The sequence below is a fragment of the Streptomyces sp. NRRL S-340 genome (assembly GCF_000720185.1).
Taxonomy (GTDB): Bacteria; Actinomycetota; Actinomycetes; order Streptomycetales; family Streptomycetaceae; genus Streptomyces.
The window spans coordinates 1-15,043 of record NZ_JOIY01000011.1; the positions used below are offsets into that span (position 1 = coordinate 1).

Here is a 15,043-nt window from a genome sequence, read left to right on the forward strand (position 1 = left end):
GGCCGGCGGGGGGCGGTGCGGCGGGGGCGGCGGCCGGCGTCCGGGCCGCCACCCCGCCGGCCCGCGGTGCCGGGGGCGGGGTGCGGGCCGCCGACGGCGCCGGGGGCGGCGCGGCGTGCCGGGGCTCGTCCACGGTGATGCCGAAGTCGGTGGCCAGGCCCTCCAGTCCGCTGCTGTAGCCCTGGCCGACGGCACGGAACTTCCAGGCGCCCTGGCGGCGGTAGAACTCGCCCAGCACGAAGGCGGTCTCGACACTCGCCCCGGTGCTGTCGAAGCGGGCGACCACGGTGTCCGCCGCGGCGTCCCGCACCTCGATGTAGAGACCGGGCACCTGGCCGAACGTGCCGCCGTCCGCCGAGGCGGCCAGCACCACCCGGTCGATCGCCGACTCCACGCGCGCGAGGTCGGCGACGAGCGTGTCGGTCGCCTGTCCCGCGAGGTCGCGCTTGCCCTCGTGGCGTACCGCGCCGGAGGTGTGGGCCGGCTGGTTGTAGAAGACGAAGTCCCCGTCGGAGCGCACCTTTCCGTCCCCCGCCAGCAGCAGGGCGGAGGCGTCCACGTCGGGGACGCCGGGACCGGAACGCCGGCCCACCTCGACGCGCAGGGCGGTGGTCGGCACCGGCGTGTTCGATCCCTTCGGCATGGACATGTGCGCCCCCTCACCTAGGCCGGGCCGATCTCCCCGATCCCGGCGCTGCGTCGACTCGCTCCCCGCCCAACCTATGCCCGCGGGGCCGGACTCTCACGAGGAGCGGCACAACTCGCCCGGCCGGCCTCCCGTAACGCCCCAGAACCCTGCTCCTTACACGATCCAAACCCCCCGCAGCGTCCCTTTTTGTCAATTTCGCTCGGATTGGGGATCCCACGTCACCGCCGACACGGAAAACAACCCTCTTATCGGTCTCCCCAACCAGCACATCGTGGGCTTAACTTATGTGCCATGACCTCCCCCCGCTCCACTTATGGTGGCGGCTACTACTCCGCCTCCTTCCCGGACACCCCGATCTACGACTCGCTCGTCGCCGAGCGGGGCACGCCGCAGATCGCCCCGATCCGGGTTCCCGCGCCGTACGACACGGGAAACCACGCGGGAAGCCACCTGCCCGCGCTTCCCTCGGCGCTGCCCGCCCTGCCGGCAGCCCCGTCCCAGCCCGGCTACGGCTACCCGCAGCCGCCGCAGCCCGCACCTGTGCAGCAGGCGCCCGCCGCCTACATCCCGCAGCAGGCCTCCGCCCCGCGCGGTTATCCCGGCCCGCAGCAGCAGCTTCCGCGCCCCATGACGAACGGCACGGGCTACGAGGCGATGCGTCCCGCGGCCCCGCGGCCCGGCGCGGCGCCGTACCAGGACCCGTACAACAACCAGCAGTACCGCGGCTACTGATCCTTCTGCCTCCCCGCCCGTCCGTGCCGCCTGGCAGGATGAGGTCATGGGGAATGCGGAACTGCACTCGATACACATCCATCCGGTCAAGGCGTTCCGGCCCGTGGGGCTCGGGGAAGCCGTTGTGGAGCCCTGGGGGCTGGCCGGGGACCGGCGCTGGGTCCTGACCGACGACGGGGGAAAGGTCGTCACCCAGCGCCAGCAGCCGCACCTCGCGTCGGCCGTCGCCGAGTTGTCACCCGGCGGCGGCCTGCGTCTGTCCGCGCCCGGACTCGAGCCGTGCACCGTGCCCGTGCCGCGGCCGGGGGCCACCGTGACGGTGGACATCTTCGGCGAGAAGGTGGAGGCCGTCCCGGCCGGTGCCGCCGCCGACGCCTGGTGCAGCGCCCTCGTCGGAGCCGCGGTGCGCCTGGTGCACATGGACGACCCCGCCACCCGCCGGCCCGTCGACCCGGACTTCGCGCGCCCCGGGGAGACCGTGAGCTTCGCCGACGGCTTCCCGCTGCTGATCACCTCGCTCTCCTCGCTCCGCTCGCTCAACTCGCTGATCGCACAGGGCGATCACGCCGACGAGGGCCCGGTGCCGATGGACCGGTTCCGCCCGAGCGTCGTGGTGAGCGGCACCGCCGCCTGGGCGGAGGACGACTGGCAGCGGATCGCGATCGGAGAGGTCACCTTCCGGGTCGCCAAGCCGTGCGGCCGGTGCGTGGTCACCACCACCGACCAGACCACCGGTGAACGCGGCAGGGAACCCCTGCGCACCCTCGGCCGCCACCGCCGCTTCGGCGGCTCCCTGGTCTTCGGGCAGAACCTGGTGCCCGAGTCACGTGGCACCCTCCGCGTCGGCGACCCGCTCACGATCCTCGAGTGAGATCCGCCCCTTCCCGGGAACCCGTGGCCGCGGCCCGCTCGTTGGGGATTCGTGAGTGATTCATGAGAGTGGCCGGTCGGAGGTGATTTCCCTCTCTCTTCGACCGACTTCCCGGATGCACGGCTCCGCGGGGGGTTATCACGGAGCGGGAAGGGGGTGCGGGAGAGTGCGGGCAATCAGCGGACTCTGGCGCTGGCGGCACAATCCACTGCGGCGCACGACCGATCTGGTCGAGTCATGGATGGCGTTGGCCGCCCTGCTTCTGATCCTGGTCGCCGCCCCCGTCCTCGGTTCCCTCGTCGGTACGGCCACCCAGGACGCCCTCCAGCAGTCGGTGCGCGAGCAGCGGCACGCGCGGCATCCGGTCCCCGCCACCGTCGTACGGAGACTGACCGCGTCCGCACCGGTCGCCGACCCGGAGATCGCGACGGGCCGGGACGTCCGCAGCCGTGTCGTCGCCGACTGGACCGGACCGGACGGCGTCCACCGGCACGGCCCGGTCACCACCGATCTCGACAGCCCGCACCCCGGCGACCGCTTCACCCTGTGGACCGACGCACACGGACGGACCGTGCCCCGCCCCCTGGACACCACCACCGCCACCACGCACGCGGTGCTGGCCGGGCTCGGTACGGCCCTGGTGGCGGCGGCCCTGACCGAGGGGATACGCAGACTGGTCCTGTGGCGCCTGGTCCGCCGCAGGTACGCGCGCTGGGACCAGGCCTGGGACCGCGCCGGTCCGGACTGGGGCCGCACCGGCACCGGCAGCTGACGCCCTCCCGGCTCCGGCTGCCGCCGGCCTTCCCGCTCCGGTCAACCGACCCTCCACGCACGCGCTACGGTGGACCGGCCGACGCGTTCGGCACCCTCCGCGCGCGTGCGCGCGGCGGCCCGAAGGGCTGAGCACGGCCCCGGTCCCGGCACCGGTGCGGCGCCCCGAAGGTGAACGAGCCATCAGTACGACGAGGTGGGGGCACGGCAACACCATGGCACAGGGCACGGTCCAGGTGACGCACACCGGCACATCACGGTGGCGGCGCCGCACGGGTGAGTACGCATCGCTGGCCGCCGCCCTGGAGGCCGCGGCGGACGGTGACGTCCTCACCGTCGCCGCGGGCACCTACCGCGAGAACCTCGTCGTCCAGCGCGCGGTGACCCTGCGCGGTCCCGAGGGATCCCCCGGCGCGGTGCGCATCGCCCCCGTGGACGGGGTGCCGCTGACCGTGCGCGCCTCGGCGGTGGTGCAGGACCTGCACGTGGAGGGCCAGGACACCACCGCGCCCGCGCTGCTGGTGGAGGAGGGCACACCGGAGCTGAAGGACGTGCGGATCGTGACGCGGTCGGCGTCCGGCATCGAGGTGCGCGGCGGGGCCCGCCCCACCGTGCGGCGCTGCACGGTGGACAATCCGGCCGGCGCCGGCATCGCCGTGCTCGGCTCGGGCGGCGGGGTGTTCGAGGAGTGCGAGATCCTGGCCGCCGGGCAGTCCGGCGTGTCGGTCCGGGACGCCGCCCACCCGCGTCTCGAACGCTGCCGGATCCACCACACCTCGGGCCCGGGCATCACCGTGACCGGGGACAACTCCGCCCTGGAGGCCGTCGGCTGCGAGGTCTACGAGGTCCGCGGCAGCGGTGTGCAGGTGACCGGGCGGGCCACCGCGCACCTCACCGACTGCGAGGTGCACCGCACCACCGCGGACGGCGTCACCCTCGACACGGACGCCGTGCTCACCCTCGCCGACTGCCGGCTCCACGACATCCCGGAGAACGCGGTGGACCTGCGTTCGCGTTCCGTGCTGACGCTGACGCGGACCACGGTGCGCCGGTTCGGGCGCAACGGCCTGTCGGTGTGGGACCCGGGCACCCGGGTGGACGCCAACCAGTGCGAGATCTCCGACAGCACCGGCGACTACCCGGCCGTGTGGATCAGTGACGGCGCGACCGCGGTCCTCGACTCCTGCCGGGTGCACGACGTGCCGGACGCCCTGTTCGTCCTGGACCGCGGCTCCCGCGCGGACGTCGTCGACAGCGACCTGTCCCAGGTGCGCAACACGGCCGTGTCGGTGAGCGACGGCGCCACGGCACAGCTCGACGACTGCCGGATCAAGGAAGCGGCCACGGGGGCGTGGTTCCGTGACCACGGCAGCGGCGGCACGCTCGCCAACTGCACGGTGGACGCCACCCAGACCGGTGTGATCGTCACCAAGGGCGCCGACCCGACCATCGAGCGCTGCACCGTCGTCTCCCCCGCCGAGGCCGGTTTCTACGTCTCGGCCGGTGGCCGCGGCAGCTTCCTGGGCTGCCGGGTCACCGGCAGCGGGGGCTACGGCTTCCATGTGATCGACGGCTGCCGTACCACGCTGAAGAAGTGCCGTACGGAGCGGTGTGCCCGCGGCGGGTACGAGTTCGCGGACGCCGGCCAGGACGCGGCGCCCGGGTCGGGACCGGTCGTCGAGGACTGCGCGAGCGACGAGAGCGGCGGCGTGCGCCCGCCCGCCGCCCGGGAGACGGCCGTGCAGACGGTGCAGCCGTCGCCCGGTGCGCCCGGTCTGCTGGGGGCGGTCCCGGGGCAGCGCGGCACCGCGCAGGAGCCGCCCGCGCCCGCGGTTCAGGAGGAGCGGCCCGCGCGCACCGCGAAGGACGTGCTGGGCGAACTCGACGCCCTGGTCGGCCTGGAGAGCGTCAAGCGCGAGGTGCGGGCCCTCACCGACATGATCGAGGTGGGCCGGCGCCGGCAGCAGGCCGGGCTCAAGGCCGCCTCCGTCAAGCGCCACCTGGTCTTCACCGGCTCCCCCGGCACCGGCAAGACGACGGTCGCCCGCCTGTACGGCGAGATCCTCGCCTCCCTCGGGGTCCTGGACAAGGGCCATCTCGTCGAGGTGTCCCGCGTCGACCTGGTCGGGGAGCACATCGGCTCCACCGCGATCCGCACCCAGGAGGCGTTCGAACGGGCGCGCGGTGGTGTGCTGTTCATCGACGAGGCGTACGCGCTCTCCCCCGAGGACGCCGGGCGCGACTTCGGCAAGGAGGCCATCGACACGCTGGTGAAGCTGATGGAGGACCACCGCGACGCGGTCGTGGTGATCGTCGCCGGCTACACGGCCGAGATGGAGCGGTTCCTGTCCGTCAACCCCGGCGTGGCCTCGCGCTTCTCGCGCACCATCACCTTCAGCGACTACGGTCCCGAGGAACTGCTGCGGATCGTCGGGCAGCAGGCCGAGGAGCACGAGTACCGGCTGGCGCCGGGCACGCCGGACGCGCTGCTGAAGTACTTCACGGCGCTTCCCCGGGGCGCCGCGTTCGGCAACGGCCGCACGGCGCGGCAGACGTTCGAGGCGATGGTGGAGCGGCACGCGAGCAGGGTCGCCCAGCTCGCCGACCCCGACACCGACGATCTGACCCTGCTCTACTCCGAGGATCTGCCCGAGCTGCCCTGAACCCCGGTGCCTCCTGGTGGCCGCGCGCCCGGTCGCGGGCCGGCGGCCGGGGAGGGGGGCGAGTCCGCCTCGCGGCGCGGTGCGGGCACTTCCGGGTGCAGCCGGGCCAGCAGCTCGCGTCGTTCCTCGGCGAAGGCCGGATCGGCCTGGTAGTCGGAGTGGCCGAGGACCGGTGCGGGCAGCGGGTGCTGTGCGGTACGGCCGTAGGCGAGCGGGTCCTTCAGCGGGGCGCGGTCGACCTCCGGGCACTCGGCCCCCGGGCCGCCGTCGCGGGGCAGGCGGACGGGGCCGCCGATGGGGTCGGTGAGCCGGTACAGGTTGCGCCAGCAGACCACGTCGCGGTGCAGCCCGGTGAGGGCACCCGGTCCGAAGTGGGCCGGGAACCAGCGGCCGTACAGGCGGGTCAGCGGGGAGCCGTAGGTGAGCAGCGCGACCCGGCGGCGGACCTCCGGGGTGAGCTGCCAGGCCGCGGCGGCGGCCAGCACGCTGCCCTGCGAGTGCCCGGACAGGACGAGACGGCCACCGGTGGCCCGGGTCCAGGTGGCCATCCGCCAGGTGAGGTCGGGCACCGCGCGTTCCGCATAGCACGGCGGGGCGAAGGGGTGCGCGGCGCGCGGCCAGAAGGTGCCGACGTCCCAGAGGATGCCGATGGTGCGCCGGGCGGAGGCGTCCTTGTAGGCGCGCCGGCCCCAGGTGACGAACGCTATGAACCCGAGTCCGACGAGCCAGGAGCCCAGTGCCTGCGCGGTCTGGGCGGCGCCCTGGACGGCCGGGTGGACCTCGCCGGCGGCCTGGGCCGGGGTCCGGCCGGTGCCGAGGGCCCCGACGAGCGCGACGGTGCCCAGCAGGAGGGTGGCGGCGGAGACGACGCCGACGACCAGCGGCGCGTCGTCGGTGAGGGTGGCCGTCGCCCGGATGCGGGCGATCGTGCGGGTGCGCTCGCGGTCGGCCGGCTCGCCCGGGAAGTCCCGTCGCACCGTGGCGCGCTCGGCGCGGGCCAGCCGCCAGGTGCGGCCGGCGAGCCGCCCGCACAGCACCAGCAGCAACAGGAGCAGCGGGGGAATGACGGACGCCTGCCAGGTGAGCAGGACCGGCGGTCCCTGGATCCAGCCGCCGGTGCCGTCCAGCCAGTCGGCCACGCGCTGGGCGACGCCGCCGGACATGACTCCGCCGAGCGCGCAGGACAGCATGGCGACCGCCGGTCCGCCCTGGCCGCGCAGCGCGGCCCGCCGGCCGCCGGCGGCGTGCGGCGTGCCCGGGCGGCGGTCGGCGGACCGGCCGCGGTGCAGCACTCCCGCGGTGACGGCGAGGGCGACGACCAGGGCGCCCTGTACCAGGGAGATGGCGCCGAAGGCGGCGTCGCCCTGCAGCCGGCCCGCGGACGTCCAGTCGGGGCGCGACCAGCCGCCGTAGACCAGGGCGAGGGCGAGCAGCAGGAGCGCGCCGAGCGGCAGCCACCGTACGAGGCGGCGGTCCAGGTGCCGGTCGAGGCGGTGCTCGCTGCGGCCCCGGCGGCAGACCACGGCCACCACTAGGACGGCCGTGCCGGCGAGGGCGGCGTGCAGCAGCCAGCCCAGGGCGTCCAGGGCCGCGGGACCGCCCGGCCGCCGGTCGAAGCGCGCGGCCGGGACGGCGACCGCCGCGGCGACGGTCAGCAGTCCGGCGGCGGTGTGCGCACCGCGCAGCCGGGCCACCAGGCGCCTGCCGTACCAGAAGCCGGGCCGGGCCAGGGAGCCGCCGCCCGGTTCCTCCTCGGGTTCGGGTCCCGGGGACAGCGGCTGCTGGGACTCGTAGGCGCTCCAGGTGCGGTGGGAGAGGTGGCACAGCAGGCCGGTGAGGGCGGCGGGCACCAGCGCGGCGAGGCCGAGCCGGCGGCCGGGCTGGCTCCACCAGCCGCCCGTGGCGGGCGACAGGAAGGCCAGCCAGGAGTGGCGTGCGGTGCAGACGGGTGTGCCCGCGCACTGCCAGGCGGCCAGGTCGAGGGCGACCTCGCAAGCGGCGGCGACGAGCAGCACGGTGAGGGTCAGTCCGGCCAGCCGGACCAGCAGACCGTACAGGCGTACGGTGCGCGGGCGGCCGTGGGCCTCGGGGCGCATCCAGTGGGCGAGGTTGACGACCATGAACGGCAGCAGCAACAGCCACAGGGCCCGGCTGCCGTCGCCGGAGGTGAGGTTGCACCAGACGTACGCCTCGGGCACCGGCCGGCCGGGGTCCCGTCCCGCCCGGGTCTCGGCGTCGGCGTCGGCGGCCCGGCGGTAGACCGCCGCGGTGTCGTCGCCGGTGACCCGTACCGTCCGCTCGTCGTCGAGCATCTTCTCGGGTGTGGTGCCGCCGACGCCGTGCACGAGGAGTTCCAGCGCGGGCGGGGCCGGCCCCGACGGCGCGCCGGGGCTCCCGGCCGGACGCGCCCCGTCCGGCCCGCCCGGCGCACCGGGTCCGCCGGCCCCGGCAGAAGCACCGGGTCCGTCAGGCCCGTCGGCTCCGTCGGCGCCACACGGTCCGTCAGACTCGTCAGGTGTGTCAGGCCCGTAAGAGCCACCGGGTCCGTCAGACCTTTCCGGTCCGTCCGGTCCGTCCGGTCCGTTCGCCGTCGGGTGTCCTCGTGTCTGTGCCACTGCCGCACTTCCCCCGGATCGCGCCGTCGTCCTTGCCGGTGCGCGACCAGGATCTCCGCCGGCGGCCCGCCGCACAGCCCCTGTCACGCAATCTCCCCGATCCGGGTGACATCGGGGTGAGGGGGCGTGCGGCGCGGCGCCTGTTTCTGGCATGAGCGCGTCGGGGCGGGCGATGGCGCTGCCGCGGGCGACCCGTGAAAGGATGGGGCGCCCGCGCACCGGGGCTTTCCGGACCTCCTCGCCGGACCCGCTGCGCAGGCGCGGGTCGGACGGCTTGAGGCGAAAGGAACCGGAGCACACGTGAGCGAGAATCAGAACCTCCTCGCGGAGCAGCGGCGCGCCCTGATCCTCGACGAGGTCCGGCGCCGGGGCGGGGTGCGGGTCAACGAGCTGACGCGCAAGCTCGGCGTGTCGGACATGACGGTCCGCCGTGACCTGGACGCGCTGGCCCGCCAGGGCATGCTGGAGAAGGTGCACGGCGGCGCGGTCCCGGTCGTGGAAGCCAGTACGCACGAGCCCGGCTTCGAGGCCAAGTCGGGTCTGGAACTGACGGCCAAGGAGGACATCGCGCGGGCCGCCGCCGAGCTGGTGGCGCCGGGTTCGGCGATCGCCCTCTCGGGCGGTACGACGACGTATGCGCTGGCCCATCACCTGGTGGACGTGCCGGATCTGACGGTGGTCACCAACTCGGTCCGGGTCGCGGACGTCTTCCACACGGCGCAGCGCACCTCCGGCCGGCGCCAGGGCGCGGCGACCGTGGTGCTGACCGGCGGCGTGCGCACACCGTCCGACTCGCTGGTGGGCCCGGTGGCCGACCAGGCCATCGCGGCGCTCCACTTCGACGTGCTCTTCCTCGGGGTGCACGGGATATCGGCCGAGGCCGGTCTGTCGACGCCGAACCTCGCGGAGGCGGAGACGAACCGGCGGCTGGTGCAGTCCGCGCGGCGTGTCGTGGTGGTCGCCGACCACACCAAGTGGGGTGTGGTGGGGCTGAGTTCGTTCGCGACGCTGGAGCAGGTGGACACCCTGGTGACGGACGCCGGACTGCCGGCGGGGGCGCGCACCGAGATCCCGGAACACCTGCGGCTGGTGGTGGCGGGCGAGGCCGTGGAGGGCTCAGCCGACTGAGGCCCGAGGGGGCCGCCCGCCGGCCGGGCCGAAGGGGCGGCGGGTCGGCCGGGCGGCGGTCGGTGGGACTGTCCCCGGCTCAGCGCGGCCAGGTGCCGGTGGTCAGGAACGCGTCGATCGTCGCGGTGTACGGCGCGCTGTCCAGACCCTGCTCGGCCAGCCAGGTGTCCGAGTAGTACTTGTCGAGGTAGCGGTCGCCCGGGTCGCACAGGAGCGTGACGACACTTCCCCGGCGCCCCTGCTCCCGCATCTCGGCGACGATCTTCAGGGCGCTCCACAGCCCCGTGCCGGTGGAGCCGCCGGCCTTGCGGCCGATGACCCGCTCCAGGGCGCGGACGGCGGCGACGGCGGCGGCGTCGGGCACCTTCATCATCCGGTCGATGGCGCCGGGAACGAAGCTCGGTTCCATGCGCGGGCGGCCGATGCCCTCGATGCGTGAGCCGCGCTCGCAGGTGACGTCCGCGTCCCCGGTGGTCCAGCCCTCGAAGAAACAGGAGTTGTCCGGGTCGGCGACGCAGACGCGGGTGTCGTACTGCATGTAGTGGACGTAGCGCGCGAGGGTGGCGGAGGTGCCGCCGGTGCCCGCGGTGGCGACGATCCACGCGGGCTCGGGGAACCGTTCCAGCTCCAGCTGCCGGAAGACGGATTCGGCGATGTTGTTGTTGCCCCGCCAGTCCGTGGCCCGCTCGGCGTAGGTGAACTGGTCCATGTAGTGGCCGCCGGTGTCCACCGCCAGCCGCGCCGCGGCCTCGTACATCGTGCGCGGGTCGTCCACGAAGTGGCAGCGCGCGCCGTGGAACTCGATCAGACGGCACTTCTCCGCGCTCGTCGTACGCGGCATCACCGCGATGAAGGGCACTCCGATCAGCTTGGCGAAGTACGCCTCGGAGACGGCCGTCGACCCGCTGGAGGCCTCGATGACCGGGCGGTCCGGCCGGATCCAGCCGTTGCACAGGCCGTACAGGAACAGGGAGCGCGCCAGGCGGTGCTTCAGGCTGCCGGTCGGATGGGTCGACTCGTCCTTCAGGTACAGGTCGACGCCCCATTCCTCGGGCAGCGGGAAGCGGAGCAGGTGGGTGTCGGCGGAGCGGTTGGCGTCGGCCTGGACCTTGCGGACGGCCTCTTTGAGCCAGTCGCGGTAGCCGGTGTCGCTGCGGTCGACGTCGAGGGTCTCGCCGGTCCGGCGCTGCTCGGTGGTGCTCACGGCCGTACTCCTCACACTGGGCTCACGGGGCCCGCGACGGCGTGTCGCACACCCTGGCGCACTCGATGATAGACACCTTCGACACGCCTTTCACCTGCATAAACGCCACTTTGGGCGACTCAAAGGCAGCCCTGGGGCGCGACGCGCCAGAGCGCGTCGGCGGCGCACCGCGGGCATCGGCCGGGGCGCGTGCGCGCGAGTGCTCCGGGTTCCGGCCCGCCGGGGTCCCACGTGCTCTGGTGCTGTGTGCCGAAGCGGGGCAGACTGCACCGCGCGGGACGAGCAGCCCGCCGGAGACGCACCGGGTCGGTCCCGGACGAACCGTGCCGGTTCGTGTCCCGGCGGTATCGGAGCCGGGCGTGCGGGCGTGTCCCGGCGGCGACGGGAGCCGGCGCGCGCACCAGGCGCCGGCGCGTGCAAGGGGGCGGTCAGGGATGGCGGAGCCGGAGTTCACGGCCAGGGGGGTGCGGATCGCGCGGCGGCTGCGCTCGCTGACCCGGGCCGGGCGGGTGCGGATCAGCGACGGCAGGCTGGAGCTGCTGACCAGCTACGGCAGCGAGATCGACAGCGCGCCGATCCGTGCGGTGCGCGCGTCCAGGCCGTGGCTGGCCCCGGAGGACCGGGCGCTGGCCGACCTCAACGGCCACCGGTACGTCCTCACCCTCGCCGCGGACGACCCCCCGCCCGGGGAGCCGGGGCCGCCTGCCGCCGAGCGGTTCGTCGAGGCGGTCCGCCGGGCGGCGGGACGGGACGGCTGAGCGTCGGAAGGTGACTCGAAGTTGCGGTACCGAACCCCTTGCGCCACGCTGGTCTCACGTCACTCTGGGTTTACCGGCGATAACGCTGCGAACCAGCCCGCCGGCCACGACAGCAGGCGGCAGTGTCACGCAGGCGCCCTGCTGCATCCGAAACGTCGTGTTCTTCCGGACCTCAACGTCGGGGAGTCGCAGCCGTGATCAGTCACCCAAGCAGGCACTGCACGGTGGAGCTCCAAGCCCTGCCGTCGCGGATCGGCCAGGTCCGCAGAATCGTATCGGCGCACTTGCGCTACTGGCATCTGGACCCTCTGATAGACCGGGCCGCGCTCGGTGTGACGGAGTTGCTGACCAACGTCCACCAGCACGCCCGGCCCGACAAACTGTGCACCGTCGAGCTGGAGTTGCTCCTCGACCGGCTCACCGTCTCCGTACGCGACCACGATCCACGTCTTCCCGTGGTGGAGGACATGGGCGAGATCGCACCGCTGGCCACCGAGGGCCGGGGGCTCGCGATGGTGGCCGCGATGAGCGAGAGCTGGGGCGCTCGCCCGGACGGCGAGGAGGGCAAGGTGGTGTGGTTCACCCTGCCCACGGCCGCCGGCCCGGTCGGGGTGCCCGCACGGGTACCGCGGCTGGTGGGCGGGGAGCAGTCCATGCCCCGGTTCACCGAGGTCGGCCCCGCCCTCGACGGCACGCGCCCCGCGCACGCTCCCGCCCGGTCGGCCGTTGTCGGCTGACCGGGCGGTGAGGACGCACGAGGACGCGACCGCCGGCCGCCCAGGCCGTTTCGGTGGCCCACCGCGGTGGGCCACCGAAACGGCCGCGGGCTGCCGCGGCGGGTGCGCGGCCGGCCGCCGGTGGCGGCGGCGGTCACAGGGCGCCCGCCTCGCCCGGTCTGTGCGCGGTCATCGCCGCCGGGGAACCGGGCGCCGAGCGTGCCGTCGCGATGAGCCGGCACCAGAACCGCCGGAAGCGGCCCTGGAGTTCAGCGGCACCCCCCTCGTCGCCGAGCGCGGCGAGGGGGGCGCCCGCGTGCGGGAGCCGGCCCGCGGCACCGGCGCCGACTCGGTGCCGGAGTGCGTCGGCACCCCCGGTCCATGCGGCAGGCGCTGCGATGCACCCGGCCCGGCGGCGGTGTCGGCTTCGTCGGGGTGCCGCACGGCGCGGGGACCGACGGTCAGGAACTGTTCTTCTCCCCCGTCGGGCCGCGCGGTGGCCCGGCCCCGGTGCGGGCCCTCCTGCAGGACCTGATGGAACGGGTGCTCGACGGCCGTATCGATCCGGGCGGGGTCTTCGATCCGGCCCTCCCGCTGGAGGAGGCGGCCGAGGGCTACCGGGGCATGGACGAACGCCGCGCGATCGAGACGCTGCTGCGGCCCTGAGCGCGCAGCGCGCTCACGAGGCCGCCGTGCCCCGCCGGCGGACCGGCCGGCCCGGTCCGGGTCAGGTCAGTGCCGCCAGCGGGTCGTCCAGGACCGGCTGCCAGGCCAGCTCGGCCGCGCCGACCAGACTGTTGTGGGCCAGCGTGCAGGGCAGGATGGGGACCCCGCCGCTCTGCCCCCACAGACTGCGGTCGGCGACGACCGCCCGCAGCCGGCCGGGATCGGCGTCGAGCAGGGCGCGGTGCAGTCCGCCGAGGATGATCCGGTCCGGGTTGAGGATGTTCACCAGACCGGCGAGCCCGAGGCCCAGGCGGTCGATCAGCGCGGCGGTGGCCGTGCGGACGGCCGGGTCGTCGTAGTGGCCCCGGATCAGGTCCTCGGCCTGCTTCAGCAGCGACACCTCGGGGCCCGGTTCCCGGCCCGCGGCGGTGAGGAAGGCCAGCGGGTCGGCCTCCACGTCCAGGCAGCCGCGGCTGCCGCAGTGGCAGGGCCGGCCCTCGGGGTTCACGGTGAGGTGGCCGACCTCCAGCGCCAGCCCCGAACTGCCGGTGTGCAGCCGCCCGTCCAGCACCAGCGCGCCGCCCACGCCCCGGTGTCCGGTGGCCACGCACAGCAGGTCGCGGGCGCCGCGTCCGGCGCCGTGCCGGTGCTCGGCGAGCGCGGCGAGGTTGACGTCGTTCGCCGCGAACGCCGGTCCGCCGATGCCGGCGTCGCGTACGCACTGGGCGAAGATCCGCCGCACGGGGGCGCCCGCGGGCCAGGCGAGGTGGAGCGGGTTCAGGGCCGTGCCGTCCGGTTCGGCGACCGCGGAGGGCACGGCGAGGCCCGCGCCGACGCAGCGCCGCCCGGTGGCCCGCAGCAGCCCGGCGCCCGCCTCGACGACCGAGCCGAGCACCTTGGCCGGGTCGGCGTCGACGGTCTCGCAGCCCGGCGCGGTCGCCACGATCCGGCCGCCGAGTCCCACCAGGGCGGCCCGGAAGCCGTCCGCGTGCACCTGGGCGGCCAGGGCCACAGGACCCTCGTTCGCGACCGTGAGCCGGTGCGAGGGCCGCCCCTGCGAACCGGCCGCCGCCCCCGGCCGGGCGTCCACCCGGATCAGACCCAGCGCCTCCAGCTCGGCGGCGACCGCACCGGCCGTCGCCCGGGTCACGCCCAGTTCGGCGGTGAGCACGGCGCGGGTCGGGGCGCGTCCGGTGTGCACCAGCTCCAGGGCGGGTCCGAGCGCACCGCGCCCCCGGTCCAGCCGCGTCCTCGAGGTGGTCCCTTCCCCCGCCGCCCGGGGGTCCGCCTTGCCGCTCATGAGGCCGAGTCTCCCATGATCCGCGGGCCCGGCGGCGGGTCCGGCCGGCCGATCATGCCGCAGGTCAGCGGCGGTGCGGATCAGCCCAGGTGAGCGGGGTCCGGTGCGGGCGGCCGCTCGGTGCGGGATCCGGAGGACGAACCCTGGAACCCGCTCACCCGGAGCGTGACGTTCAGCCGCCCGGTCAGGCCCAACTCACGCGGTGCGGTGCCCCCGTGGACGCGCGGCACACCGTGGTACGCAAGCCGGGACGGGCCGCCGAACACGAACAGGTCACCGCTGCGCAGTTCGACGTCCGTGTACGGCCTCGCGCGCGTCTCGGTGTTGCCGAAGCGGAACACGCAGGTGTCCCCCAGGCTCAGCGACACCACGGGCGCGCCGGACTTCTCGTCGCTGTCGCGGTGCATGCCCATACGGGCGTCGGCGTCGTAGAAGTTGATGAGCGCGATGTCGTACGCCACCCCGCCGGCCCCGGGCGCGTCCGTGCCGGCCCCCTCCGCTCCGGGCGCGCCCCCTCCGGCGCCGTCCGTCCCGAGCGCGCCGGTTCCCAGCGCGTCCGCGACCGCGCGCCGGCCCAGCTCCCCGAGCCAGGCCGGGAACGGTTTGACCGGGGCGCCGTCACCGTCGACCGCCGTGGGTGCGTAGCCGTACGGGTACCAGTGCCGGCCGAGGCAGACCTGCCGGGCGGTCATCGTGCCGCCGCCGGGGGTGCGCACCGTGCGCAGGCCGGCCGGCGGGCGGGCCCACTCCCGGCAGGCGGCCAGCAGCGCGCGCTGCCCGGCCGCGTCCAGCCAGTCCGGTACGTGCACGGCGCCCGGCGCGATCTCCGTACGGGAACGGGGGAACAGCTCGGCGTCCATGCCTCCATCCTGCCCGAGCGGTCGTGAGCTGCGGTGCGGCCACCCTGTCCTCACCTTCCCGTCCGTCCCGCGACGCCCTGCGGGCGCACGACGGGAATTTGACGACAGGG

General features: G+C 74.8%; 12 protein-coding genes and 1 pseudogene. 8 read left to right on the forward strand and 5 right to left on the reverse strand.

Translation table 11 applies throughout. The annotated features are described in order from the left end of the window. Window positions 1-643, reverse strand: a 643-nt coding sequence (locus IG64_RS10970; RefSeq protein WP_234438476.1) for a TerD family protein, incomplete at its 3' end; no start/stop codon positions are given. Between the two features lie 297 nt (window positions 644-940). Here IG64_RS10970 and IG64_RS10975 point away from each other — a divergent pair. The 4 genes from IG64_RS10975 to IG64_RS10990 all read left to right on the forward strand — a co-directional run bounded on the left by IG64_RS10975 (window position 941) and on the right by IG64_RS10990 (window position 5,686). Then, the gene (locus IG64_RS10975) at window positions 941-1,381 is read left to right on the forward strand and encodes a DUF6643 family protein (protein ID WP_037854602.1); all 441 of its coding nucleotides are present in this window, start codon (window positions 941-943) and stop codon (window positions 1,379-1,381) included. A 46-nt stretch (window positions 1,382-1,427) separates the two neighbouring features. Next, window positions 1,428-2,252, forward strand: coding sequence for an MOSC domain-containing protein (locus tag IG64_RS10980; protein ID WP_037854604.1), 825 nt, complete (start codon window positions 1,428-1,430; stop codon window positions 2,250-2,252). 166 nt (window positions 2,253-2,418) lie between these two features. Continuing rightward, entirely contained in the window at window positions 2,419-3,024 is a 606-nt protein-coding gene (locus IG64_RS10985) for a hypothetical protein (RefSeq protein WP_037854605.1), read from the forward strand. Between the two features lie 214 nt (window positions 3,025-3,238). Beyond that, on the forward strand, window positions 3,239-5,686 hold the full coding sequence (locus IG64_RS10990; protein WP_037854606.1) for a right-handed parallel beta-helix repeat-containing protein: 2,448 nt from the start codon (window positions 3,239-3,241) through the stop codon (window positions 5,684-5,686). Here the strand turns inward: IG64_RS10990 and IG64_RS10995 are convergent. Further along, complete coding sequence (locus IG64_RS10995; RefSeq protein ID WP_051812681.1) at window positions 5,656-8,043, reverse strand: hypothetical protein; 2,388 nt, start codon at window positions 8,041-8,043, stop codon at window positions 5,656-5,658. The genes IG64_RS10990 and IG64_RS10995 overlap by 31 nt on opposite strands. A 558-nt stretch (window positions 8,044-8,601) precedes the next feature. Between IG64_RS10995 and IG64_RS11000 the strand changes: the two genes are divergently transcribed. Continuing rightward, complete coding sequence (locus IG64_RS11000; RefSeq protein WP_037854607.1) at window positions 8,602-9,429, forward strand: DeoR/GlpR family DNA-binding transcription regulator; 828 nt, start codon at window positions 8,602-8,604, stop codon at window positions 9,427-9,429. 79 nt (window positions 9,430-9,508) lie between these two features. On the opposite strand, the gene IG64_RS11005 is transcribed toward IG64_RS11000, so the two are convergent. After that, the gene (locus IG64_RS11005) at window positions 9,509-10,633 is read right to left on the reverse strand and encodes a PLP-dependent cysteine synthase family protein (protein ID WP_037854608.1); all 1,125 of its coding nucleotides are present in this window, start codon (window positions 10,631-10,633) and stop codon (window positions 9,509-9,511) included. A 434-nt stretch (window positions 10,634-11,067) separates the two neighbouring features. Between IG64_RS11005 and IG64_RS11010 the strand changes: the two genes are divergently transcribed. The 3 genes and pseudogenes from IG64_RS11010 to IG64_RS42090 all read left to right on the forward strand — a co-directional run. Beyond that, entirely contained in the window at window positions 11,068-11,391 is a 324-nt protein-coding gene (locus IG64_RS11010) for a hypothetical protein (RefSeq protein ID WP_037854609.1), read from the forward strand. Between the two features lie 194 nt (window positions 11,392-11,585). Continuing rightward, entirely contained in the window at window positions 11,586-12,128 is a 543-nt protein-coding gene (locus IG64_RS11015) for an ATP-binding protein (protein ID WP_107474224.1), read from the forward strand. 155 nt (window positions 12,129-12,283) lie between these two features. Further along, window positions 12,284-12,773: pseudogene (locus IG64_RS42090) on the forward strand (zinc-binding dehydrogenase); the annotation flags it as partial. A 61-nt stretch (window positions 12,774-12,834) separates the two neighbouring features. On the opposite strand, the gene IG64_RS11025 reads toward IG64_RS42090, so the two are convergent. Continuing rightward, a complete protein-coding gene (locus IG64_RS11025; RefSeq protein ID WP_037854611.1) occupies window positions 12,835-14,073 on the reverse strand; it encodes an ROK family protein in 1,239 nt (412 codons plus the stop codon). 80 nt (window positions 14,074-14,153) lie between these two features. Then, window positions 14,154-14,933, reverse strand: coding sequence for an alpha-ketoglutarate-dependent dioxygenase AlkB family protein (locus tag IG64_RS11030; RefSeq protein WP_051812659.1), 780 nt, complete (start codon window positions 14,931-14,933; stop codon window positions 14,154-14,156). Between the last annotated feature and the right edge of the window lie 110 nt (window positions 14,934-15,043).